The organism is Aeromicrobium sp. (genome assembly GCF_049587115.1).
GTDB lineage: Bacteria > Actinomycetota > Actinomycetes > Propionibacteriales > Nocardioidaceae > Aeromicrobium.
Map to the genome: position 1 here is coordinate 38194 of NZ_JBAVDI010000129.1, position 23329 is coordinate 61522.

Annotated in this window: 23 protein-coding genes and 1 tRNA gene; 21 read left to right on the forward strand and 3 right to left on the reverse strand. The window is 67.1% G+C overall.

The window, feature by feature from the left end; genetic code table 11:
• The first annotated feature begins 131 nt into the window (after positions 1-131).
• From WB461_RS11925 to ndk, 3 genes are read left to right on the forward strand one after another with little or no spacing between them, the layout of a single operon-like run.
• Positions 132-1469 (forward strand): bifunctional folylpolyglutamate synthase/dihydrofolate synthase, encoded by a 1338-nt coding sequence (locus WB461_RS11925; protein ID WP_423852946.1) that lies wholly within the window; start codon positions 132-134, stop codon positions 1467-1469.
• A gap of 5 nt (positions 1470-1474) precedes the next feature.
• Positions 1475-1807 (forward strand): DUF4233 domain-containing protein, encoded by a 333-nt coding sequence (locus WB461_RS11930; protein ID WP_423852972.1) that lies wholly within the window; start codon positions 1475-1477, stop codon positions 1805-1807.
• Positions 1808-1842: 35 nt separating this feature from the next.
• A complete protein-coding gene (gene ndk / locus WB461_RS11935) occupies positions 1843-2253 on the forward strand; it encodes a nucleoside-diphosphate kinase (RefSeq protein WP_423852947.1) in 411 nt (136 codons plus the stop codon).
• A 71-nt stretch (positions 2254-2324) separates the two neighbouring features.
• Here ndk and WB461_RS11940 read toward each other — a convergent pair whose 3' ends face one another.
• Positions 2325-2951, reverse strand: coding sequence for a hypothetical protein (locus WB461_RS11940; RefSeq protein WP_423852948.1), 627 nt, complete (start codon positions 2949-2951; stop codon positions 2325-2327).
• 31 nt (positions 2952-2982) lie between these two features.
• Here WB461_RS11940 and WB461_RS11945 point away from each other — a divergent pair, with 31 nt between their 5' ends.
• On the forward strand, positions 2983-4914 hold the full coding sequence (locus WB461_RS11945; protein ID WP_423852949.1) for a TIGR03960 family B12-binding radical SAM protein: 1932 nt from the start codon (positions 2983-2985) through the stop codon (positions 4912-4914).
• Between the two features lie 13 nt (positions 4915-4927).
• On the opposite strand, the gene WB461_RS11950 is transcribed toward WB461_RS11945, so the two are convergent.
• Entirely contained in the window at positions 4928-6133 is a 1206-nt protein-coding gene (locus WB461_RS11950; RefSeq protein ID WP_423852973.1) for a CynX/NimT family MFS transporter, read from the reverse strand.
• Between the two features lie 52 nt (positions 6134-6185).
• On the opposite strand from WB461_RS11950, the gene WB461_RS11955 reads away from it, so the two are divergent.
• From WB461_RS11955 to WB461_RS12035, 17 genes are all read left to right on the forward strand, one after another.
• On the forward strand, positions 6186-6950 hold the full coding sequence (locus WB461_RS11955; RefSeq protein WP_423852950.1) for a TIGR03936 family radical SAM-associated protein: 765 nt from the start codon (positions 6186-6188) through the stop codon (positions 6948-6950).
• A gap of 166 nt (positions 6951-7116) precedes the next feature.
• The gene (locus tag WB461_RS11960; protein WP_423852951.1) at positions 7117-9669 is read left to right on the forward strand and encodes an Rne/Rng family ribonuclease; all 2553 of its coding nucleotides are present in this window, start codon (positions 7117-7119) and stop codon (positions 9667-9669) included.
• A gap of 93 nt (positions 9670-9762) precedes the next feature.
• Entirely contained in the window at positions 9763-10071 is a 309-nt protein-coding gene (gene rplU / locus WB461_RS11965; protein WP_423852952.1) for a 50S ribosomal protein L21, read from the forward strand.
• A 12-nt stretch (positions 10072-10083) separates the two neighbouring features.
• Positions 10084-10347 carry a 50S ribosomal protein L27 gene (gene rpmA / locus WB461_RS11970; RefSeq protein WP_118394833.1) on the forward strand — a complete coding sequence of 88 codons (264 nt, stop codon included), beginning with the start codon at positions 10084-10086 and terminating at the stop codon, positions 10345-10347.
• 96 nt (positions 10348-10443) lie between these two features.
• On the forward strand, positions 10444-11982 hold the full coding sequence (gene obgE / locus WB461_RS11975; RefSeq protein ID WP_423852953.1) for a GTPase ObgE: 1539 nt from the start codon (positions 10444-10446) through the stop codon (positions 11980-11982).
• A complete protein-coding gene (proB, locus tag WB461_RS11980) occupies positions 11982-13070 on the forward strand; it encodes a glutamate 5-kinase (protein WP_423852954.1) in 1089 nt (362 codons plus the stop codon). Before obgE ends, proB begins: the two co-directional genes overlap by 1 nt.
• A gap of 77 nt (positions 13071-13147) precedes the next feature.
• On the forward strand, positions 13148-14395 hold the full coding sequence (locus WB461_RS11985) for a glutamate-5-semialdehyde dehydrogenase (protein ID WP_423852955.1): 1248 nt from the start codon (positions 13148-13150) through the stop codon (positions 14393-14395).
• Positions 14396-14407: 12 nt separating this feature from the next.
• Positions 14408-14551 carry a hypothetical protein gene (locus tag WB461_RS11990; RefSeq protein WP_423852956.1) on the forward strand — a complete coding sequence of 48 codons (144 nt, stop codon included), beginning with the start codon at positions 14408-14410 and terminating at the stop codon, positions 14549-14551.
• 5 nt (positions 14552-14556) lie between these two features.
• Positions 14557-15192: a nicotinate-nucleotide adenylyltransferase gene (gene nadD / locus WB461_RS11995; protein WP_423852957.1), complete on the forward strand. Its 636-nt coding sequence runs from the start codon at positions 14557-14559 to the stop codon at positions 15190-15192.
• On the forward strand, positions 15189-15542 hold the full coding sequence (gene rsfS / locus WB461_RS12000; protein WP_423852958.1) for a ribosome silencing factor: 354 nt from the start codon (positions 15189-15191) through the stop codon (positions 15540-15542). The genes nadD and rsfS overlap by 4 nt, the downstream gene beginning before the upstream one ends.
• Positions 15539-16186, forward strand: a complete 648-nt coding sequence (locus WB461_RS12005) for a histidine phosphatase family protein (protein WP_423852959.1) — start codon at positions 15539-15541, stop codon at positions 16184-16186. Before rsfS ends, WB461_RS12005 begins: the two co-directional genes overlap by 4 nt.
• 63 nt (positions 16187-16249) lie before the next feature.
• Positions 16250-16322 (forward strand) — tRNA-Ala (locus WB461_RS12010).
• 144 nt (positions 16323-16466) lie between these two features.
• On the forward strand, positions 16467-17990 hold the full coding sequence (locus WB461_RS12015; RefSeq protein WP_423852960.1) for an alpha/beta hydrolase: 1524 nt from the start codon (positions 16467-16469) through the stop codon (positions 17988-17990).
• 60 nt (positions 17991-18050) lie between these two features.
• Positions 18051-18818 (forward strand): hypothetical protein, encoded by a 768-nt coding sequence (locus WB461_RS12020; RefSeq protein ID WP_423852961.1) that lies wholly within the window; start codon positions 18051-18053, stop codon positions 18816-18818.
• A gap of 182 nt (positions 18819-19000) precedes the next feature.
• Positions 19001-20032, forward strand: coding sequence for an LPXTG cell wall anchor domain-containing protein (locus WB461_RS12025; RefSeq protein ID WP_423852962.1), 1032 nt, complete (start codon positions 19001-19003; stop codon positions 20030-20032).
• Positions 20033-20122: 90 nt separating this feature from the next.
• A complete protein-coding gene (locus WB461_RS12030) occupies positions 20123-20938 on the forward strand; it encodes a DUF5819 family protein (RefSeq protein ID WP_423852963.1) in 816 nt (271 codons plus the stop codon).
• A complete protein-coding gene (locus tag WB461_RS12035) occupies positions 20938-22071 on the forward strand; it encodes an HTTM domain-containing protein (RefSeq protein WP_423852964.1) in 1134 nt (377 codons plus the stop codon). Before WB461_RS12030 ends, WB461_RS12035 begins: the two co-directional genes overlap by 1 nt.
• Here WB461_RS12035 and WB461_RS12040 read toward each other — a convergent pair.
• The gene (locus WB461_RS12040; protein WP_423852965.1) at positions 22068-23291 is read right to left on the reverse strand and encodes an MFS transporter; all 1224 of its coding nucleotides are present in this window, start codon (positions 23289-23291) and stop codon (positions 22068-22070) included. The two genes, WB461_RS12035 and WB461_RS12040, sit on opposite strands and share 4 nt — an antisense overlap.
• Positions 23292-23329: the final 38 nt, after the last annotated feature.

The following is a 23329-nucleotide window of genomic DNA, read 5'->3' on the forward strand; positions in this document are numbered from 1 at the left end:
GCTCCCACACAATGAACCGGACGGTCAGGAAAAATCGCGGTGTCCCGAGCACCAGCGGGCAAACCCACCAGCAAACCCACCACGGGTGGCGATCCTGGGGCGGCCCTGACCTGCTGCGACAATGGTGCGTGATGACACCTACGTACGCGGAGGTCGAGCGCGCGCTTCTCGGCCGGTGGCCCGAGAGCCGTCTCGAGCCGTCCCTCGACCGGATCGCCGCGCTCTGCCGTCTGCTGGGCGATCCGCAGCACGCCTATCCGGTGATCCACCTGACCGGCACGAACGGCAAGACGTCGACCAGCCGCATGATCGATGCGCTGCTGCGCGCACTGGATCTGCGCACCGGACGCTTCACCAGCCCGCACCTGCAGTCGATGACCGAGCGGATCTGCCTCGACGGCGAGCCTCTCTCGGAATCACTTTTCGTGGACGCCTTCGCCGACGTTGCGGCGTACGCGCAGATCGTCGACGACTCTGCGGCTCATCCGCTGTCCTACTTCGAGATGATCACGACGATGGCGTTCGCGGCGTTCGCGGACGCACCGGTCGACGCGGCTGTCATCGAGGTCGGGATGGGCGGCTCGTGGGACGCCACCAACGTCGCCGACGGACAGGTCGCGGTCATCACCCCGATCGGTGTCGACCACGAGCGCTACCTCGGTGACCGCCCCGAGGTCATCGCCGTCGAGAAGTCCGGGATCATCAAACCCGGGTCGCACGTCGTGGTCGCGCAGCAGGAGGACGCCGTGATGGACGTCCTGATGCGCCGAGCGGTTGACGTTGGGGCGATCGCGCTGCGCGAGGGGGTGGACTTCGGAGTCAACCACCGCACCACGGCCGTCGGGGGTCAGCAGATCGACCTGCAGGGCGTGGCGGCCGCGTACTCCGACATCTTCCTGCCGCTGCACGGAGCGCATCAGGCCCACAACGCGGCCTACGCGCTGGCCGCGGTCGAGGCTTTCACCGGGAGCAAGGAGCTCGACCCCGATCTTGTGCGCGCGGCGTTCGCCCAGGTCACCTCCCCGGGGCGGCTCGAGGTGGTGCGCCGCAGCCCGACGGTGCTGCTCGACGCCGCGCACAACCCCCATGGGGCGCACGCGACAGTTGAAGCAGTGCGGGACGCGTTCACGTTCAGTCCGTTGATCGGTGTCGTCGGCATGATGGCCGACAAGGACGTCGAGGAGGTCCTTCGGATCTTCGAGCCGGTCATGGCTGAGATCGTGTGCACCCAGAGCAGCACGCCTCGCGCGATGCCGGCTGCTGAGCTGGCCGAGATTGCCGAAGACATCTTCGGCGCGGAGCGCGTCATCGTCGCAGACCGGCTCGACGACGCTCTCGAGCAGGCAGTCGCGATGGCCGATTCCGCCGAGGGGAACGAGGACGCGATGGGCAGCGGCGGAGTGCTGGTGGCCGGATCGGTCGTGACGGCCGGCGAGGCTCGGGTGCTCTTCGGAGGGAAGCCCCAGTGAGAGGCATGTGCGCCGCGATGCTGACCCTCGAGGCGATCATCCTGGCGCTGGCCGTTCCGGTCATGATCTCGGTCGAGGACGTCAGCACGCCCGTCGCCGTGGTCACGGGTCTGGGGCTGGCACTGCTCTGCATCGTGACCGCCGGTGCCCTCCGCCGGCCAGCGGCCTACCTCGTCGGGCACGCCATCCAGGTCGGTGCTGTCGCGTTGGGCTTCCTCGTGCCGGTCATGTTCTTCGTCGGCGCGATGTTCGCGGCGCTGTGGTTCGGCGCCTACCTTCTCGGTCGCCGAATCGAGGCGGACAAGGCCAGATGGGCCGAGGAGGCGGGGGAGGCCTGAGCGGCTGAACGGGCGGCCCGCGATAGGGTCGCGCCATGTCCCAACGCACTCTTGTCCTGATCAAGCCTGACGGTGTCCGCCGGGGGCTGGTGGGCCAGATCCTGTCCCGCTTCGAGTCCAAGGGGCTGCAGATCGTGGCGCTGGAGCAGCGCACGATCGACTCGGCGCAGGCCGATGCGCACTATGCCGAGCACGTCGAGCAGCCGTGGTATCCGCCGCTGCGGGCCTTCGCGATCTCCGGTCCGCTCGTCGCGCTGGTGCTGGAGGGTGACGAGGCCATCTCGGTCGTCCGACAGCTCAACGGTGTGACGGACGGTCGGCAGGCGGCACCGGGCACGATCCGGGGAGACCTGTCGCTGTCGAACCGCGAGAACCTCGTGCACGCCTCGGACTCCGAGGAGTCCTCGGAGCGCGAGATCGCGCTCTGGTTCCCGAACCTGGCCTGACGGCGGCCGGACCCGGCAATCGACACCGAGCGCTGCGAGCAATCGACACCGAGCGCTGCGAGCAGGGGGGCTCAGGCCAAGGTGGGCGGAACGAGTCGGTGCACGACTCCGTGGAACTGGCCGCGGACGTCCTCCGGCAACCAGATGACGTGGTTCGACACCGACGCCATGTCGACGTCCTCCTGCAGCTCGACCACGTCGACGACCTGGCGGGGATAGCTGCGTTCGCGATCCTCCAGACGGACCAGGGAGACCCTCATCGTCACGCCGAACGGATTGGGGTTGACCACGCCGATGCCCCAGAAGTCCTCCGGGTCGGCAGTCGCCTTCTGCTCGAGGTCGATCATGACGGTCCGGACGTCCTGCTCCAGGGCCTGGTGATCGGACTCCTCCACCTCGGCGAGCTGGACGTCGACACCGCTGACCAGCCGGGCGCCCTGTCCGTCGAAGCGCAGGATGTCGACGAGGGTCCCGCCGGCCGGAAGCAGGGCGCCGCCCACGTGGGTCTGGTTCACACCGATCGTGCTGACGTGCGGCAGTTCGGTGCCGTAGGCATTGCGGGCTGTGAACCGCAGCGTGGGTCGCACCGAGGTGTCGGTGTTGTTGATGATCGTCAGCGTCTGATCGAGTGAGTCATCGGTCGACAACGGCACGTACGTGACGCTGAAGGGTGGGGTCAGGCGCTGGCGTCGTCTCACGGGTGAAGCCTAGGTCGTTACCCTTGGTGACATGTCCGTCGACTCCGTCTTCCCCCGCCTCGAACCGCTGCTGCCGTCGATCAGCAAGCCGATCCAGTACGTCGGCGGTGAGCTCAACGCGACGAGCAAGGAGTGGGACTCCGCGGAGGTGCGCTGGGCGCTGATGTATCCCGACGCCTACGAGGTCGGACTTCCCAACCAGGGCGTCCAGATCCTGTACGAGGTGCTCAACGAGCGCGACTGGATTCTGGCCGAGCGAACCTACGCCGTGTTCGCCGACATGGAAAAAGTCATGCGGGACAACGACATCCCCCAGTTCACGGTCGATGCACACCGTCCGGTTCGGGCGTTCGACCTGCTGGGCATCTCGTTCTCGACCGAGCTCGGCTACACCAACTTCCTCACCGCGATCGACCTCGCCGGGATGCCGCTGCACGCCGTCGACCGTGGCGACGATGACCCGATCGTGATCGCTGGGGGGCACTCGGCGTTCAATCCAGAGCCCATCGCGGACTTTCTCGACGCCGCAGTGCTCGGCGACGGTGAGGAGATCGTGCTCGCGATCAGCGAGGTCGTGCGCGAGTGGAAGGCGGAGGGACGACCCGGGGGCCGGGACGAGGTCCTGCTTCGGCTTGCCAAGAGCGGCGGGGTCTACGTGCCCAAGTTCTACGACGTCAACTATCTGCCGGATGGCCGAATCCAGCGCATCGTGCCGAATCGTCCCGGTGTGCCGTGGCGGGTCGCCAAGCACACCTTGATGGACCTCGACGCCTGGCCGTATCCGAAGAACCCGCTGGTTCCGTTGGCGGAGACCGTGCACGAGCGGTTCAGTGTCGAGATCTTCCGCGGCTGCACGCGCGGCTGTCGCTTCTGCCAGGCCGGCATGATCACGCGTCCGGTGCGGGAGCGCTCGATCGAGGGCATCGGCGCGATGGTCCAGAACGGGCTGGACAAGACCGGCTTCGAAGAGGTGGGCCTGCTGAGTCTGTCGAGCGCCGATCACACCGAGATAGGCGAGGTCGCCAAGCAGCTGGGTGACCGCTACGAGGGCACCAACACGTCATTGTCCTTGCCGTCGACCCGGGTCGATGCGTTCAACATCACCCTGGCCAACGAGTTCAGCCGCAACGGTCGTCGCTCGGGCCTGACCTTCGCCCCTGAGGGGGGCAGCGAGCGGCTTCGCAAGGTCATCAACAAGATGGTGACTGAGGACGACCTCATTCGCACCGTCGCCGCCGCTTACTCTCACGGCTGGCGCCAGGTCAAGCTCTACTTCATGTGCGGGCTTCCGACCGAGACCGACGAGGACGTGATGCAGATCGGCGAGCTCGCGAAGCGGGTCATCCAGACCGGCCGCGAGGTGTCGGGGCGGCATGACATCCGCTGCACCGTCTCGATCGGCGGCTTCGTGCCCAAGCCGCACACCCCTTTCCAGTGGGCCTCGCAGCTCGACCACGAGACGACCGATGCCCGATTGCAGAAGCTGCGGGACTTCGTCCGCGCCGACAAGCGGTACGGCAAGGCGATCGGCTTCCGGTACCACGATGGAAAACCCGGGACCATCGAAGGACTCCTCTCGCGGGGTGACCGCCGGGTCGGCCGGGTCATCGAGGCGGTGTGGCGGGACGGTGGACGCTTCGACGGGTGGAGCGAGCACTTCTCGTACGACCGGTGGGCCGAGCAGGCTGCCGTGGCACTGGCCGACGAGCCAGTCGACCTCGACTGGTACACCGTCCGTGAGCGCGAGTACGCCGAAGTGCTGCCCTGGGACCACCTTGATGCCGGGCTCGACCGGGACTGGCTCTGGGAGGACTGGCAGGACTCGCTGAATCCGGACGGAGCACTCGAGGTGGAGGACTGCCGCTGGACGCCATGCTTCGACTGTGGCGTGTGCCCGCAGATGGACACGGAGATCCAGATCGGTCCGACGGGGCGGTCGTTGCTGCCGCTCAGCGTGGTCTAGGGCGCCGACCCCGTCACCGATCGCGAGAGCTGGGTTTCAGGGTGTCCTCGAGCATCACCGGCCGAGCGACGAACGAACCCGCTACGGCGATGACTCCGGCCAGGCCGATCAAGCCGATGATCGAAGTGGTCCAGGTGCCCGTGACGTCGTGCAGGATCCCGGCGCCGAGCGGTCCGATCCCGGCGATCAGGTAGCCCGGCCCCTGGGTGAAGACCGACAGGGTCGTGGTGCCGGCGGTGGTCCGGGTACGTTTGCCGATCATGGTCAGCGTCCACGTGAAGGAGCCGCCACCGAGGCCAAGGAGGACGGCCCAGAGCCAGGTCGCGGTGGTGGGTGCCAGCAGCACGCCGAGCCATCCGCCGGCCGTCAGGACCGCGAAGGTCAAAGGTAGCGTTGGCCGGTCCCCGATGATCCGCATGAGCCACGGCAGTCCCAGCGTCAGTGGAATCCCCACTCCGCTGAGCAGGCCGAGCATCGCCCCGGCGTGGGCGTCACTCAGACCGGCATCGGTCAGGATCTCGGGGAACCAGCCGAACTGTGCGTAGGCGCCTGCGGACTGGGCGCCGAACAGCAGGGCCATCGCCCACGTCAGGGGTGATCGTGAAACCTGACCCAGTGGCAGGCGGTGACCTTCGGACGGATCAGACTTGACGTCGCTACGCAGGAAGGCGAGCCAGGGCAGCAGAGCGACGAAGCAGAGCGCGGCCCACAGGCCGAGGCCCTGCCGCCATCCACCGAATACGTCGGACAGCGGAACCGTGGCGATCGAGCCGAGGGTCGCCCCGGCCATCAGCGCAGCGCCGTACAGCGCACTCATCAGGGCGATGCGGTCAGGGAAGTGTGCCTTGACCAGTGGCGGAAGGATGATGTTGCCCATCGCCGCTCCGGCCAGCGCGAACGTGGTGCACGCCAGGAACAGTGCCGTGGAGTCGGCCAGGGCTCGCAGGACGAGGCCGATTGCCAGCATGGTCAGCACCAGTGCCGCAGTCCGGTGCAGACCCAGCCTCTTCACGACGCCGTGGGCACCGACGCCGAACACCGCGAAGCACACGACCGGGATGGTGGTGACGATCCCGCCGACAGCCGTTGACATGCCCAGGTCCGCGCGGACTGCGCTGAGCACGACTCCCAGGCTGCCGATGGCGACTCGCAGGTTGAGCGCGAGCAGCACGATGGCGGCGGCGACGAGGAGGCGCCCGCTGGTCGGAGTGCGGGGCATGAGGCTCACGAGGCCCCATTCAACTCTGTACTGGCACAGGTAGCCTCGTCGGGTGACGACCCTGGAGGGGACCCCCAATCCCGAAGCCCCCAATCCGCAGCTGCCGATAGTGCAGAAGCTTCGGATTCGATACACCAAGCGTGGGCGCCTGCGCTTCACGAGCCACCGGGACTTCGCCCGGGCGTTCGAGCGGGCTGTTCGGCGGGCGGGCATCCCGATCGGCTTCTCGTCAGGGTTTACGCCCCACCCCAAGATCTCGTACGCCAACGCATCTCCGACCGGGGCGGCGAGCGAGGCCGAGTATCTCGAGATCGGCATGACCCGCCCGTGCGATGCCGATGAGGTGCGAGCGTCGCTCGACGCGGCGCTGCCACCCGGCCTGGACATCGTCGACGTCGTGGTGGCGAAGTCGGGCTCCCTCGCAGACCAGCTGCAGGCCAGCTCTTGGGAGATCGCGCTGCCGGGAGTGGTCGTGGAACACGCCCAGGACGCGGTCAGGCGATTCCTCGCGACCGACGAGGTCCTGATCGAGCGGATGATGAAACGGGGCCTGCGGACACTCGACTGCCGCGACGCCGTGCTCGCTCTTTCCGCGCGTTCCGGAGCGACCGCTGCGGGTCCGTGTGCGATACTTGCCGTGGTTGTACGACACGACACACCGTCAGTGCGACCAGACGACGTTCTCGCCGGACTCCGATCCAGCGGTGGCCTCGAGCTCGGGCAGACGCCTCTGGCGACTCGCTTGGCCCAGGGTCCCCTTGACTCGGACAACGGCACGGTAGGCGATCCACTTGCCTTCGACCGCGACGCATCCTGACCGGGTGCCGACCGCGGCGGCGGGTGGAGAAGTTGATGTGACAGACCAAAGTTCGTCGTCAGTCCCCGGCGCGTGGCGCCGGGGTTGACCGAAGGCTTCAGGCCCGCTTGTCGGGCCGCAGACGTGCCCCGGCCGATCTTGATCGGCCACGGGCGAAGGAGAGCAGATGCTCGACGACAACGACACCACCGGCGAACCCACCACAGCATCCTCGACCCGCCGCCGCGCGGCTGGCCGTCCGGCAGGACCCCCCGCCGCTGTGAGCTTCTCCGCCCCGGCTGCCCCGCAGTCCACTCCCTCAGCGAGCAGGTCGGAGGACGCGCCGGCCAAGAAGGCTCCGGCGCGCAAGGCCGCGACCAAGGCTCAGGAGCACGACGAGACGGTTGAGCCGGCCGGGGAGGCGCCCGCCAAGCAGGCGCCGCCCAAGAAGACTGCGGCCAAGAAGGCTGGATCCAAGACCGACGACTCCACCACGGAGGCCACTGCGGTCTCTGCGACCGCAGCGATGTTCAAGGCTCCCGAGCCGGGGCACGCCCCGGCGAGGCCCAAGCCCGTGACGGACACCGACCACGTGAGTGCTGACTCCGACGACGACGATGACGAGGACTCCGACGGCCCGAAGCGCAGGCGCCGCAGCCGCGGAGGCCGCCGCCGTCGCAAGGGCGACAACGACAACGACGACGCCAGCGACGACGACGCAGGGGACGACACCGAGGACGACGGAGACGGCGGCACCCGTCGCCGCCGCCGCCGCGCTCGGGCCGGCGAAGGTGCCGACTCTTCGCCCGACGACCCCGAGAACACCGTGGTGCGTGTCCGCAACGGACGCACTGCCGAGGATGAGATCACCGGGGTGACGGGCTCGACCCGACTCGAGGCCAAGAAGCAGCGCCGCCGTGAAGGTCGCGAGGCTGGCCGCCGCCGCGCTCCGATCGTCTCCGAGGCCGAGTTCCTGGCGCGTCGCGAGTCGGTCAAGCGCGAGATGGTGGTCCGCCAACGGGACGACTACACGCAGATCGCGGTCATCGAGGACAACGTGCTGGTCGAGCACTATGTGGCGCGCGAGTCGCAGGTCTCGATCATCGGCAACGTCTATCTCGGCAAGGTGCAGAATGTCCTGCCGAGCATGGAGGCTGCGTTCGTCGACATCGGCGCAGGCCGCAACGCCGTCCTGTACGCAGGTGAGGTCGACTGGACGACCCTCGGCAACGGCAAACAGCGCAAGATCGAGGACGCGCTGAAGCCCGGTCAGGCGATCCTCGTACAGGTCTCGAAGGATCCCATCGGGCAGAAGGGCGCGCGACTCACCAGCCAGATCAGCCTGCCCGGCCGTTTCCTCGTCCTCGTGCCAGGCGGGCAGACCAGTGGCATCTCGCGCAAGCTGCCCGAGAACGAGCGCGCCCGGCTCAAGACCCTCCTCAAGGATGTGCTGCCGGACAACACCGGCGTCATCGTGCGCACCGCGGCAGAGGGCGCGACCGAGGACCAGCTGACCCGCGATGTCACGGCGCTGTCCGCTCGATGGGAAGTCATTGAGGGCAAGGTGGCGGCCGGCAACGCGCCCGAGCTGCTCTACTCCGAGCCCGACCTGATGATCAAGGTCGTCCGCGATCTGTTCAACGAAGACTTCCAGGGACTCGTCGTCGAGGGTGACGACGCCTGGGACATGATCAAGGGCTACATCGACCACGTCGCTCCCGATCTGGTCGAGCGGGTCAAGCGGTTCGAGAGCCAGGACGGTCGGGACGCCTTCACGACCTACCGCCTGGACGAGCAGATCCACAAAGCGCTGGAGCGAAAGGTCTTCCTGCCCTCGGGCGGCTCGTTGGTCATCGACCGCACCGAGGCCATGACGGTCGTCGACGTCAACACCGGCAAGTACACCGGCTCCGGGGGCAACCTCGAGGAGACCGTCACGAAGAACAATCTGGAGGCCGCCGAGGAGGTCGTGCGCCAGCTTCGGCTGCGCGACATCGGCGGCATCATCGTCGTCGACTTCATCGACATGGTGCTTGAGAGCAACCGCGATCTGGTGCTCCGCCGTCTGGTGGAGTGCCTCGGACGGGACCGCACTCGCCACCAGGTGGCCGAGGTGACCTCGCTCGGACTGGTTCAGATGACGCGCAAGCGCATCGGGACGGGCCTGCTCGAGTCATTCAGCACCGACTGCGACCACTGCCACGGCCGCGGCGTAGTGATTCAGGACGCACCAGTCGAGCCGAAGAAGGACGAGCAGCGCCGCGGGAACCGCGGCGGTCGAGCCGGCGGTGGCAACCAGGGCAACGGTGGCGGAGCCAACGGCAACCGTGGCGGCCAGTCCAAGGCGGGTGGCGGCAATGCCAAGCCGGGTGACGCCAAGCCTGGTGACGCCAAGCCGGGCGACAGAGAGGCCCGCCAGCAGGATCCCGCCAAGCCCGCTCAGGCGGCGCCCGCGAGGTCCGAGGACAAGCCCGACGCCGCTCCAGCCGTTTCGGCGGACTCGCCCGAGGGTGCACGGTCCGAACCGGTCGCCCCGGCCAAGAAGGCCACCCGCAAGCGCGGGTCGGCCTCCAAGCCTGCTGGCCCTCCACCGGCAGTCGAACCCGCTTCGTCGGCCCGCAAGGCCGCCGATGGCACGACGACCCAGGCTGGCTCGGGCACGTCGGGAAGCACGACTTCTGGCACTTCAGGGAAGGACGGGGACGCCCCCGTTTTGACCAGCGAGGGTCAGGCTCCGTAAACTAGTCCTTCGGTGCGCTCTGCGCCCCGTTCTTGCGCGTCCCGCCCGCCGGTGGATCGTGCCCCAGAGCTGAATTGAGTGAGGAATCCCGTGGTGTACGCAATCGTCCGCAGTGGCGGTAACCAGCAGAAGGTAGCCGTCGGCGACGTCATCCAGATCGACAAGGTCGCACAGTCCGAGGGCGAGACGCTGTCTCTGCCTGCCGTGCTGTTCGTTGACGGCGACACCGTGACGGCCGATGCTGACTCGCTCGCCAAGATCACGGTGACGGCTGAAGTCCTGGGACTGTCCAAGGGCCCCAAGATCGTCATCCAGAAGTACAAGAACAAGACCGGCTACAAGAAGCGGCAGGGTCACCGTCAGAAGTACACCCAGGTGAAGATCACCGGGATCAAGAAGTAGGGGACTGAGCACATGGCACACAAAAAGGGCGCAGCCTCTACCAAGAATGGCCGCGATTCAAATTCACAGCGTCTCGGCGTCAAGCGCTTCGGCGGTCAGCTGGTCAACGCCGGCGAGATCATCGTTCGCCAGCGTGGCACTCACTTCCACCCGGGCACGAACGTTGGCCGCGGTGGGGACGACACGCTCTTCGCGTTGTCGGCCGGCTCGGTCGAGTTCGGTCGGCGTCGTGGTCGCAAGGTCGTCAACATCCTCCCCGGCGTTCCGGCGGAGTAGTACGGCGAACATTCTTCTCGAAGGGGCGGTCCGCAGCTTGCGGACTGCCCCTTCGTCCCGTTTTCGGCCCTGAGGGCCCCACGAAAGGAGCGGCCGGTGGCTGTCCCCAGCTTTGTCGACAAGGTCACGCTCCACGTCTCTGGTGGTTCTGGCGGCGACGGCGTCTCCTCCGTGCACCGCGAGAAGTTCAAGCCGCTCGGCGGCCCGGACGGCGGCAACGGCGGTCACGGCGGCGACGTCATCCTCCGGGTAGGCGCTGACGTCACGACCCTCGTCGACTATCACCACGAACCCCACCGTCGGGCGACCAGCGGTGCACCGGGTGCCGGCAACAACCGCAGCGGCAGCAACGGCGAGGACCTGGTCCTGCGTGTTCCTGACGGCACGGTCGTGCGCGACGAGCAGGGCGAGGTGCTGGCCGATCTGACCGGTCCCGGAACCGAGCTCGTGATCGCAGCTGGCGGCCGGGGCGGGCTGGGCAACTCCGCCCTCGCCTCCTCCAAGCGCAAGGCCCCGGGCTTCGCGCTGAAGGGTGAGCCCGGCGACGAGCTGACCTTCACGCTCGAGCTCAAGGTCGTGGCCGACATCGGGCTGGTCGGCTTCCCCAGTGCCGGCAAGTCCAGCCTCATCGCCGCTCTCTCGCGCGCGCGGCCGAAGATTGCGGACTACCCGTTCACGACACTGGTGCCCAATCTCGGTGTCGTCACCGCGGGTTCGACGACCTTCACGGTCGCGGACGTCCCCGGTCTGATCGAGGGTGCCAGCGAGGGCCGCGGGCTGGGCCACGACTTCCTGCGCCACGTCGAGCGCTGCGCCGCGCTCGTCCACGTCATCGACTGCGCGACCGTCGATCCTGGACGCGACCCGCTGACCGATCTGGACGTGATCGAGCGAGAGCTCGCGGCGTATGGCGGGCTCGAGGACCGACCACGACTCGTGGCGCTGAACAAGACCGATGTGCCTGACGCACTCGAGATCGCCGGATTCGTCCGCGCCGACCTCGAGGCGCGCGGCCTCGATGTCTTTGATGTCTCGGCCGCCAGCCACGCAGGACTGCGTGAGCTGTCGTTCGCGATGGCTGCGATCGTCGCCGCGCGACGGGCCGCGACACCCGTCGCAGAGGTGACTCGGATCGTGCTGCGTCCCAAGGCGGAGGCCGGCGTGGGTCGGGAGTTCACGATCACCGAGCACGAGGGCCAGTGGATCGTTCGTGGTGACAAGCCCAAGCGCTGGGTGCGGCAGACCGACTTCAGCAATGACGAGGCAGTCGGCTTCCTCGCCGATCGACTCAACCGACTCGGCGTCGAGGACGAGCTGCTCAAGCTCGGCGCCTCGGCGGGTGACGACGTCGTCATCGGCGAAGAGGGCAACGCGGTCGTGTTCGACTTCGACCCGCAGATCATGGCGGGTGCCGAGGTGCTTGGCCGGCGAGGCGAGGATCTGCGCATCGACCAGTCGGATCGGCGCACCAACGTGCAGCGGCGTGAGGAGCTGGCTGCTCGCCGGGCGTTCGAGGCCGAGCGTCGCGAGGCACGCGGAGACGAACGCGACCCCGACTGGTCATTCCCTGAAGGAGACCCCGAGTCCACCGATGGTCCGACGGATGGTGACCTCGGCGACGAGGACCCGCGCTGATGGCGCGCATCGTTGTCAAGGTCGGCTCGTCGTCCCTGACCTCGGCGGCTGGGGGCCTCGACGGTGATCTGGTCGACGGCCTGGTTGACGCCCTCGCCGCGGCCCGCGGCCGAGGCGACGAGATCGTCCTGGTCAGCTCGGGCGCGATCTCAGCGGGTCTTGCCCCACTGGGCCTACAGCGGCGACCCCGCGACCTGGCGACGCAGCAGGCGGCCGCCAGCGTGGGTCAGGGAGCCCTGATCGGACGCTACGCCGAACGCTTCGCCAGCCATGGTCTCGTGGTCGGTCAGGTGCTGCTGACGGCGGACGACGTGACTCGCCGCAGTCACTACCGCAACGCGTACCAGACCTTCGCCCGACTTCTGGAGCTCGGCGTGGTCCCGATCGTCAACGAGAACGACACGGTCGCGACCAGCGAGATCCGTTTCGGCGACAACGACCGTCTCGCGGCGCTGGTCTCGCACCTGGTCCACGCGGATCGCCTGGTGCTGCTGTCCGACGTCGACGGGCTCTACGACGGTGATCCGCGCCGTGCGGGTGCCCGAATAGTGACGGACGTACATGGCGAGGACGACATCGCCGGCCTGGACATCGTTCGACCCAGCACCTCCTCGATCGGCACGGGCGGCATGGTGACCAAGGTCGAGGCGGCACGGATCGCCACCGGCGCGGGAATCCCGGTCGTCCTGACCTCCACGCCGCAGGTAGCCACCGCACTGGAGGGCGCAGCGACCGGCACCCGGTTCCACCCCACGGGGCGCCGGCGCCCCACCCGGCTGCTGTGGCTCGCGCATGCCAGTGACACGAAGGGATCGGTGCACCTGGACGACGGAGCCGTGCGTGCCCTGGTCGTCCGCAAGGCATCGTTGCTGCCCGCCGGTGTCACGGGAGTGAGTGGCACGTTCGTCGCGGGCGATCCGGTCGACCTCGTCGGTCCGGACGGCAGCGTGATCGCGCGCGGCATGGTGAACTACGACAGCACGGAGCTGCCCGGCCTGCTCGGCCGGTCCACTCGTGACCTTGCCGCCGAGCTGGGCTCGGAGTACGAGCGTGAGGTCGTCCACCGCGACGACATGATGGTGTTCTGAGGACCCCAGGGGTACTCCGGTAGCAGTCCAACCGGTTGACCGCCGGCCGCGGTGAGCCGCGAACTAGGATCGGGGCCATGAAGGAACAGGTCCACGACGCCGCTCGGCGTGCCCGCATCGCAGCCAGCTCGCTCGCTGTCGCCACCCGGGCGCAGAAGGACGCCGCGCTGCACGCCATCGCCGACGCCCTCCTGCACGGCACCTCAGCGATCGTTGCCGCCAATGACCTCGACGTCGCGGAGGCGCGTGAAACAGGGACCGGAGCCAACGTCATCGACCGGCTGCGCCTCGATCCGGGCCGGGTGGCATCGTTCGCTGAGGGAGTGCGCGACATCGCCGCGCTGCCCGACCCGGTCGGTGAGGTGGTGCGAGGTTCGACCCTGCCCAACGGCCTGCGGATGCAGCAGATTCGTGTGCCGATGGGCGTCATCGGAATGATCTACGAGGGTCGCCCGAACGTCACGGCCGACGCTGCCGCGATCTGCCTCAAGGCCGGCAGCTCGGTCCTGTTGCGCGGGTCATCGTCCGCGGCCCGGTCCAACGCCGCCATCATCGAGTGCATGCGAGCAGCGCTGGTCACGGCCGGCCTCCCGGCCGATGCGATCCAGCAGATCCCGGCTGGTGATCGGTCATCTGCGACGCACCTGATGCAGGCCCGGGGGCTGGTCGACCTGGTGATCCCCCGCGGCGGAGCTGGGCTGATCCGAGCCGTGGTCGAGGAGTCCACCGTCCCGGTCATCGAGACCGGGGTCGGCAACTGCCACGTCTATGTCGATGCCGAGGCTGATCTGGAGATGGCGCTTGACATCGTCGTCAACTCCAAGACACAGCGCACCAGCGTCTGCAACGCTGCTGAGTCGCTGCTCGTGCACAAGGCAGTCGCCGATGTCTTCCTGCCTCGCGTCATCGCCGTCTTGCAGGCCGCCGATGTCACGATCCATGGCGACGAGGCCTTCTGCGCCGTCGATGCCGACATCGTGCCGGTCACCGACGACGACGACGCGACCGAGTACCTCTCGCTGGACATCTCGGCCAGGGTCGTCGACTCGATCGACGAGGCCGTCGCGCACATCCGCAGGTTCTCGTCAGGCCACACCGAGGCGATCGTCACTACATCGCTGGCGGCGTCGTCCCAGTTCACGACGGGCGTGGACTCCGCCGCGGTCATGGTCAACGCTTCGACCCGATTCACCGACGGTGCCGAGTTCGGGTTCGGTGCCGAGATCGGCATCTCGACGCAAAAGCTCCATGCTCGTGGACCGATGGGCCTGACGGAGATGACGACCACCACGTACGTCGTTGTCGGCGACGGCCACGTGCGCTGATAGATTGCTGCCATGTTCTCGAACCTCGTGGCGGCCGAAGAGCCCCTTCGCGACATCGGTATCGATCCCTACGCCGTCGGTGCCATCGCGTTGGTGATCCTGGTGGTCCTGATGCTGGGCCTGCTGTCCTTCGGCAAGGGCCGCGAGCACTCCTGACCCGCGTGAGCGAGCACCAGCGGCCTGAACGCGCCGACGGCGGTCGCCGACGCGTCGGCGTCATGGGCGGCACGTTCGACCCGATCCACCACGGTCACCTGGTGGCGGCCAGTGAGGTCCAGTCCTGGTTCGACCTGGACGAAGTCGTCTTCGTCCCCACCGGCGAGCCGTGGCAGAAGGCCGATCGCGACGTGTCACCGGCCGAGCACCGTTATCTGATGACCGTCATTGCCACCGCGGCCAACCCCCGCTTCGAGGTGAGCCGGGTCGACATCGACCGGCAAGGGCCGACGTACACGATCGACACCCTGCGCGATCTCTCCACCCAGCACCCGGACGCCGACCTGTACTTCATCACCGGCGCCGACGCGATGGCTGCGCTGCTCACCTGGCAGGACCACGAGGAGCTGTTCACCCGAGCGCACTTCGTCGGGTGCACCCGCCCCGGCCACGAGCTCAACGAAGAGACGCTCGAAGGACTTCCCCGGGATCGCATCACACTCGTGGAGATCCCCGCCCTGGCGATATCGTCGACTGACTGCCGCATCCGCGTCGAGCGCGGTGAACCAGTCTGGTACCTCGTCCCGGACGGCGTGGTGCAGTACATCGCCAAACATGAGCTCTACCGGAAGGTCCCATGAGCGCCACCGACCGCGCAGTCGAGTTGACCAGGGCCGCAGCCGCGGCCGCCGAGGACAGACTGGCGCAGGACATCATCGCCTTCGACGTCTCCGAGCAGCTGGCGCTCACCGATGTCTTCCTGCTGTGCTCGGCATCCAGTCCACGGCAGGTTCGCGCTGTGCAGGACGCCGTCGAGGAGCGAATGATCTCGCTGGGCGCCAAGGCAGTGCGCCGGGAGGGCGAGCGCGAGGGCCGGTGGGTCCTGCTCGACTTCGCCGACATCGTCGTGCACGTCCAGCACCAGGACGAGCGGGTCTTCTATGCGCTGGAACGGCTGTGGAGCGACTGCCCGGCGATCTCCCTGACATGAGCACCCGCCAGGTCGTGCTCTGGCGCCACGGCCGCACGGAGTGGAACGTGGCAGGTCGGGTGCAGGGCCAGAGCGACATCCCGCTCGACGAGGTGGGCCTGGCTCAGGCGCGGTCGGCTGCGGCCAGGTTGGCCACGCTCGCACCGCATCGCATCGTCAGCTCCGATCTGCTGCGTGCCGCCGACACGGCTCGCGCCCTCGGCGAGGTGACGGGCACGCGCGTCGAGCTCGATCCCCGGTTGCGGGAGCTCAACTTCGGTGCACGCGAAGGGTTGACCTGGCAGGAGGCCTGGGCGCAGTATCCCGAGGGGATGAAAGCCTGGACCTCGGGCGACGAGACAGGCATCCCGGGCAGCGAGACGCATCGCCAGGCCGGAGAACGATTCGCAGCGGCGCTGCACGAACTGCTCGAGGACCTGCCTGCCGGTGGGGTGCTGGTCGTCGTGGCGCACGGTGCGGTCCTCCGGACTGGGGCTTGCGTCTTCCTGGGCATCCCCGAGGTGCACTGGGGTCTGTTCGGCGGGCTTGGCAACTGCTCGTGGTCGGTGCTCGAGAACTCCCGTCACCGGGACTGGTCGAGGTGGCGGCTCACGGAGTGGAACGCGGGGACCTTGCCAGAGCCAGTGATGTCGGACGACGAGTGACCCGGTTTGGGCAAGAGTGCGGTCAACGGCTAACATTGACGAGGCCCAGTGAACACGGGCAGCGGGGCATTGGCGCAGTTGGTAGCGCGCTTCCATGGCATGGAAGAGGTCAGGAGTTCGAATCTCCTATGCTCCACAGACAGCGGGGGTTCGGCCGGACTTCGGCCGGACCCCCGCTTCGCTGCGTCCGAGCCCGACATCGCAGCGTCGGCCCTGAGTGTGCGGTCACCGCCTACGCTGGAGGCCGCTCCTCGTCGTCTCTCGGAAGGTCTGATCCCAGGTGCTAGCCCGCATCAGCATCGGTATCGCCGCGATGATGATCGGGACCCTCGCGCTGGCGGCATTCGTCGGCGGGGTTCGTTCTGCGGAGAACCGGTACCCAGTCGCCACCGGCGAGCGGGGGCCTGCCGGTCTGGAACGTTTCTACCGTCAGGACGTGGCGTGGAAGCAGTGCGCCGGAGCGCTGTGCACCTGGGTCCGGGTCCCGCTGAGCTATGACCAACCCGCCGGGCCCACCATTCGCCTTCGGGTCAAGCTCCGTCCAGCTGCGGACAAGTCCGACGGCGCTGTGTTCATCAACCCTGGGGGACCGGGGGGGTCCGGCGTCGACTACGTCGACTCGTTCGCGTCGCTCACGTCGGACGCGATCCTCACAAAACGGGACATCATCGGGTTCGATCCTCGCGGAGTGGGCCGGAGCAAGCCACTGAAGTGTCTGTCCGATCGCGCCTTCGACAAGGTTGTTGCACTGGATCCCGATCCCGCCACTCCGAAGGAGGCAGCCGCGTTGCATCGTGGCTTCGCCTCCCTGGGCAAGGCCTGCGTCAAGTCCTCCGGCGCGATCAGCGCCCATGTGTCCACGGACGAGGTCGCTCGGGACCTGGACGTACTGCGCGCGCTGATGGGCCAGCAGACGCTGGACTACTACGGCGCTTCGTACGGCACGCAGATCGGCGCGACGTACGCCGAGCTCTTCCCTCGCCACACCGGCGCGATGATCCTCGACGGTGCCGTTGATCCCTCACTGACCAAGGAGCGCCAGGGCCTCGCCCAGGCCAAGTCCTTCCAGCGCTCACTGGATGCCTACGTCGCGGACTGCTTCGACGCAGGGAGCTGTCCCCTCGGCACGACGCCGAAAGAAGCCAGCGCGATGATCGTCTCGCTGCTGAGCTCGTTGGAGGAGACTCCGATCAAGACCCGGTTCGATCGAAGACTGACCGAAGGAATGGCGGTCTACGCCATCGCCTACGCGATGTACGACCCGGACAGCTGGAGCGTGTTGACGACGGGCCTCGTGCGCGCCTCGTTCGGCGACGGAAGCATCCTGCTCAGGCTGAGTGACCAGTACTACGGCCGCCGGGAGGATGGCACGTACCGAAGCAATGCCGCGCAGGCCTTCTTCGCGGTTCGCTGCCTGGACTATCCCGAGGCTCCGACCGACAGCGAGATCCGGGATCTGCTCCCGGCCTACCGGGATGCATCAGCGGTCTTCGGCGGTGTGATGGCCTGGTCGGCAGCGGAGTGCCGAGGGTGGCCAGCATCGTCGGATCATCCGCAGCAACCGGTGACCGGAGCGGGCGCTTCGCCGATCATGGTGATCGGGTCGACGCGTGATCCAGCGACGCCCTACGCGTGGGCGAAGTCGCTCGCCTCGGACCTTGACTCCGGGATCCTCGTGAAGCGCAAAGGTGATGGGCACACCGGGTACGGGATCGGCAATGCGTGTGTCGACCGTGCCGTCAACCGCTACCTGACGTCGCGCGAGCCCCCAGATGGCCCGGTGACCTGCGACAACTCGAGATGACCGGGGTGTCTGGAAGACCCTCGCGTTTGCCCTCCTCTCGGGCCACAGCACACTAGGGGCATGACGTCCCGTTTTCGCGCGGCCCTGATCGGCACCGTGACGACTGGGCTTTTCTTCACCGGTACAGCTGCTGTGGTGGCGAAGTCACCTGAGGAGCGACGGCAGATCCAGACCGCTGATCGGGTGGCCGAGCAGTTCGACGCTGCACTGCGGCGGCACGTCTCCACGGCGGCAGACGCGGTTCAGCAACAGCACGATGCCGATCAGGATGGCTACCCAGCTCTGCTGAAGGTGGCGTCGAAAGGCGTGTCCACGGCCCCGCGCATCTCGACAGAGGGCACGACGGCGTACGGACGTGAGCACAGCAGCAAGTACGCAACTGCCGGGGCGAGACGGGCCGCGACGCTGGCAGCGTTGGACGGCCTCGAGAAGTACTTGCGGTTGAAGGCGATTCCAGACTCCAAATTCATTGCTGCAGGAAAGAAGCTTGCCGGTCTGCAGCCCGGCAAGCTTCTGGGCGACACACCCATATTCTCGGGAGCGCCACTGCGTGAGCTGGTTCTCCCTGCCTTCCGAAAGGCCCGGACCCGGCTGAAGAAGCAGCCGGTCCCGCGGGGAGCGGATCTGCTCCGGCTCGACCTGACGACGTATGCCGATGACGCCGTAGCGATGACCGAGAAGGGCGCCGACAAGATTGACGAGGGTCAGCCGTTCTTCTTCCGCCTGGGCGATCGGCCGGCTGCACTGATGCGGCGGTTGACTGAGTATGAGGCAGGGATCCAGGCGCAGACGCAGAAGCAGGTCGAATCAGTAGTCGCGGCGCCATAACGCGATCGCACCCGAATCGTTGTCATAGAGACAGCAATACACACCTTCAGGACCGCTGTTTGGAGTGGTAACAGCATCGCGACGCAAGTGTGGTAACTTTTTTTCGTCCCACACGTCGTGGACAGCCGTGCCAGTCCGTAGACGCGTACTCCCATGATTCGCAGATCTTGACGAGGAATTCAATGAAAATCCGCAAAGCCACCATGGCACTCGGAACCTTGGTTCTGGCTTCCGCCTCGACGATCGGCTTCGCCGGTGGCGCATCCGCCGCGCCGGCCACCGGTTTCGTGACGGCCACCAACTGCATCGACGACACCAGCGCTGACACCAATGCAGATGCTGACACCAATGCAGATGCGAACACGAATGCAGATGCGAGCACGAATGCCGACGCGAACACTGCCGTCGACAGCATCGACGGACAGCTCGTCCTCTCGGTTGACGGCGTCGCAGTCTCCTCGCCCAACGCGATTGACACTGCTGGCGTGCTGACCACCGGCACGAACACCGACGGTCTGCTGGTCACGGCGAACACGGACATCGACGCCGTGTCCGCGACCAACTCAACCGCTGTCGACGGCATCATCGCGACCGGCACCACGACCGATGGCACGCTGGCCGTCGGTCTGGACATCGACGCAGTCGCCGCGACCAACTCGACCGCAGTCGACGGGATCATCGCGACCGGCACCACGACCGATGGCACGCTGGCCGTCTGTCTGGACGCCGTCGACGCAGTTGCCGCGACCAACTCGACCGCAGTCGATGTGGCTGTCGACGGCACCATCGCGACCGGCACGACCACCGACGGTCTGCTGGTCACGGCCAACCTGGACATCGACGCCGTGGCCTCGACCAACTCGACTGCAGTCGCAGGTCTGGCCGCGACCGGCACGACCACCGACGGACAGGCATTGGCCGCTCTCGACGTGGATGCTGTCGCCAGCACCAACGCGGTCACCGGTAACACCGACATCGACGCGGTCGCTGTGGCCGGGGTTGTTGATGGTGCCCTGACGACCGGTGTGACCGGAGCCGGCACGGCAAGCCAGCTGAGCACGACGCAGTTCCGGACTGCTTCGGCTGATTGTGATGAAGACGCGGCACTGCCTGACACCGGCGGCTCGAACCTCGGACTGCTCGTCGCGGGTGGCTTGCTCCTCGCCACTGGCGGTGCGGTCGTGGTTGGCGCTGGTCGTCGCCAGCAGGCCTGAGTCACGAGTCTCGACGAACCATCGGACGCTGTCCGTGGCCCCGCGTTGGCGGGGTCACGGACAGCGTCTTCGACGTAAGGACGCATGACAGTGGAACAGCCGAACGCTTCACCCCACGCGACGGCGATCCCCTCGACCGGCCGCAAGCTGGTAGTCGTGGGCATCGGCGTGATGTTCGCCATCCACACCTTCCTGGTGACGGTGTGGGTCATGCCGGCCAATCCGTTCCGTGATGCGGTCGGTGGTCAGAACCTGATGAGCTACATCAACAACGGCATCCTCCCGTTCGAGCAGTCGTGGTCGGTGTTTGCGCCCACGCCCCGTCGTGGCGGTGAGAACGTGAAGGTCCGGGCGTACATTGGCGAGCCCGGCAGCAAGACCGGCCGCGTGACCAACTGGTACGACGTGACTGCCGATGAAGACCAGCGGATCAAGTATCTGGTGAACCCGGCGCGGATCCATTCCGCGACCCGCCGTCTGGGCGGAAACATCAACTCAAGCGTGGCGCAGTTCAGTCCGCAGCAGCGAACCGTCATCGGAGCCAGCTTCATCACGACACCGCGAACCGAGCTCAAGAAGATGTTGCTTGCGGACAACACCAAGGGGCTGGCCGGTCAGATCAACATCGGTTCCTATCTCGACAACGACGAGATGCTGACTCGATTCGGGACGATGTATGCCACGGCCCGTTGGGGCAAAGGGGTGACGGCCGTGGAGTTCAAGGTCGGTCATCGTTCGGTTCCGAACTACAGCAAGCGCAACGACATCGACTTCAAGGATGTGCCGTTCACCTACTACGACATCGGTGTGCGCAAGGCGATCCCCGGCAACGCCGACGCCCAGGCCGCGTTCGACGGTTATGTGCGCAAAGCCCCAGAAGAGTCAGCGACGAAGGGCGGCAGCTGATGACGACCGAGCAGGCCATCGCGCCCGATCCTGTTGACTCCGAGGCCCCCTCACGGTCCGTCGCCTCACGCGGCCTCGACCTGATCAACGACTGGTATGACAGCTTCGAGTCGTGGCTCCTGACTGACAAGCGCTCCCTCTACGGTGCGTCATTGGCCCGGATCCTCGCTGGCTGTTCAGTCTTGGGCATCCTGACCACCAACTTCCGGGTCCGTAATCTGCTCTTTGGGCAGGCCTCGGTGTGGAACAAGCCGCTGCAGGACCGGGGACTCTACTGGCAGCCGAAGCTCGTCGATCACCTCGGCAACACCACGTTCTTGTTCTACTACCTCTTCGTCATGATCTTGGCGGTACTGTTCATCCTCGGGTGGCACACCCGATTCATCGGCCCGTTGATGTTGATCGGGCACATCTCCATCATTGAGCGGATTCCGGTGCTCGGGGACCAGGGTGACAACATCCTGCGGGTCGGACTCCTCCTGCTGATGTTCATGCACACCAGCGAGTACTGGTCCCTGGACGCCCGACGCCGCGCAGCTACGGACGTCATACCCGTCGGCGGCGAGGGTGGGCGGGTCAATTTGGTCGCTTTGGGCAAGAACCTGTGGAACAGCCAGCAGGTGTTGCCGCGTTGGCTGACCAACGGGCTGCACAACGTCGTCCTGATCGCCCTCGCCTGGCAGGTCATCATCATCTACTTCTCCGCGGGCCTGTTCAAGGTGCAGGGCGCGCTGTGGCAGCACGGAACCGCGCTCTATTACCCGCTTCAGCTGCAGGAGTACAAGCCGTTCCCGTTCCTCACGGATCTGTTCACGCACGTCGGTGTGATCGTGGGACTGTCGACGTATGCCGCCGTGCTGGTGCAGATCGGCTTCGCCTTTGCGCTGCTGCACCCGGTGGCCCGGCGGATCGCCATCTTCTGCGCGATCATGTTTCACCTTGCGATCGCGGTGCTGATGGCCCTGCCGTGGTTCTCGTTGTCGATGATCGCCTTCGATGCGATCTTCGTGAGCACCTCGACGTTCGTGCTGTTCGACAAGTGGATCCGCGTGCGGATGCAACCGGTGGCCGACCTGTTCTGGGACGTTGCCGATCCACTGGTGGAACGGCTTCCCGCTGGCCTGCGCCGCTAGACGACCCCGCCCGCCACCCGGCGACCGGACAGCACCAGTACGATGACCGGCGCGGTGAGCACGGCTGCGGCGGCGTTGAGGGTGCCGAACCCGCTGATCGCGACCACGATTCCGGCAAGCAGCCCTCCGAGCGCACCGGCGAGATTCATCACCAGGTCGGAGAAGCCCTGCACGACCGGCCGATGTTCGGGCGTCAGCGATGCGGTGAGCTTGGCCGCTCCGGCGATGACCGACGCGGACCAGCCGACTCCCAGCAGGACGAGGCCTGCGGTGATCTGCACGTCCGAGCGCCCGGACGTGCCGGCGATGGCGACGGCCACCAGCAACATCGCCTGGCCCAGCAGGATGGTCTGGTCCATGCCCCAGGCGTCGGTGAGCCACCCCATCACCGGGGAGAGCGCAAACATGCCGGCGATGTGAAGGCTGATGGTCAGACCGATGATCGAGAGTGCCGACCCGTGGTCCTGCATGTGCACGGAGGTCAGTGCCATCACCGCGACCATGACTGCGTGCGACGATCCGATCGTCCACACCGCAGTGAATGTCTGGCCGTGCAGGTGGGGGAGCGCTGCGCGGATCCCGCGCGGCGCTCCGGTGGCATCGGCGCGGTGGATCAGCGGATCGGGTCGCAGGAGTATGGCCGTGAGCAGCCCTGCGGCGGCGAATCCGCCCGCAGAGAACAGGACCGGTCCGGCCAGATCGGGCAGACCGAGCTGTCTGGACAGCGCTGCACCGGGTCCGGTCAGATTGGGCCCTGCAACGGCGCCGATCGTCGTGGACCAGACGACGATGGACAGTGAGCGGCCGATCTGGCCCGGAGCGGCGCGGTCGACCGCAGCGAACCGGGACTGCAAGTTCGCCGCCGTGCTCGCGCCGAACAACACGAGTCCCAGCAATATGATCGTGAGGGACTCGATCTCGGCACCGACGATCACGACGGCGGCTCCCGCTGCGCCGCTGAGCCAGCCCAATGTGAGGGCGGGCCGACGTCCTGAGCGGGCCGCGATCGACGACAGCGGGATCGTGAAGGCCGCAGCGCCGAGAGTCAGCATCACCACGCCCATGCCAGCCCAGCCCGACGAGCCGCTGACGTCCTTGATCAGCAAAGCGCCGACCGCGATCCCTGCGCCGTTGCCGATCCCGCCGACGACCTGTGCCAGGACGAGCACCCGCAGGATGCGCCGCTGAACCGGATCGGCAGCCCGGACCGCGACGCTCACGACCGCTCCACGCACAACTGGGACACGTACAACTGGCT

Coding starts and splice junctions, on each gene's coding strand:
- WB461_RS11985 (WP_423852955.1), top strand. CDS start 13,148: ATGAAGGAACAGGTCCACGACGCCGCTCGGCGTGCCCGCATCGCAGCC.
- WB461_RS12020 (WP_423852961.1), top strand. CDS start 18,051: ATGACGTCCCGTTTTCGCGCGGCCCTGATCGGCACCGTGACGACTGGG.
- rpmA (WP_118394833.1), top strand. CDS start 10,084: ATGGCACACAAAAAGGGCGCAGCCTCTACCAAGAATGGCCGCGATTCA.
- WB461_RS12005 (WP_423852959.1), top strand. CDS start 15,539: ATGAGCACCCGCCAGGTCGTGCTCTGGCGCCACGGCCGCACGGAGTGG.
- WB461_RS11930 (WP_423852972.1), top strand. CDS start 1,475: ATGTGCGCCGCGATGCTGACCCTCGAGGCGATCATCCTGGCGCTGGCC.
- proB (WP_423852954.1), top strand. CDS start 11,982: ATGGCGCGCATCGTTGTCAAGGTCGGCTCGTCGTCCCTGACCTCGGCG.
- WB461_RS11945 (WP_423852949.1), top strand. CDS start 2,983: ATGTCCGTCGACTCCGTCTTCCCCCGCCTCGAACCGCTGCTGCCGTCG.
- WB461_RS12025 (WP_423852962.1), top strand. CDS start 19,001: ATGAAAATCCGCAAAGCCACCATGGCACTCGGAACCTTGGTTCTGGCT.
- rsfS (WP_423852958.1), top strand. CDS start 15,189: ATGAGCGCCACCGACCGCGCAGTCGAGTTGACCAGGGCCGCAGCCGCG.
- WB461_RS12035 (WP_423852964.1), top strand. CDS start 20,938: ATGACGACCGAGCAGGCCATCGCGCCCGATCCTGTTGACTCCGAGGCC.
- WB461_RS11950 (WP_423852973.1), bottom strand. CDS start 6,133: ATGCCCCGCACTCCGACCAGCGGGCGCCTCCTCGTCGCCGCCGCCATC.
- ndk (WP_423852947.1), top strand. CDS start 1,843: ATGTCCCAACGCACTCTTGTCCTGATCAAGCCTGACGGTGTCCGCCGG.
- WB461_RS11960 (WP_423852951.1), top strand. CDS start 7,117: ATGCTCGACGACAACGACACCACCGGCGAACCCACCACAGCATCCTCG.
- WB461_RS11990 (WP_423852956.1), top strand. CDS start 14,408: ATGTTCTCGAACCTCGTGGCGGCCGAAGAGCCCCTTCGCGACATCGGT.
- WB461_RS11925 (WP_423852946.1), top strand. CDS start 132: ATGACACCTACGTACGCGGAGGTCGAGCGCGCGCTTCTCGGCCGGTGG.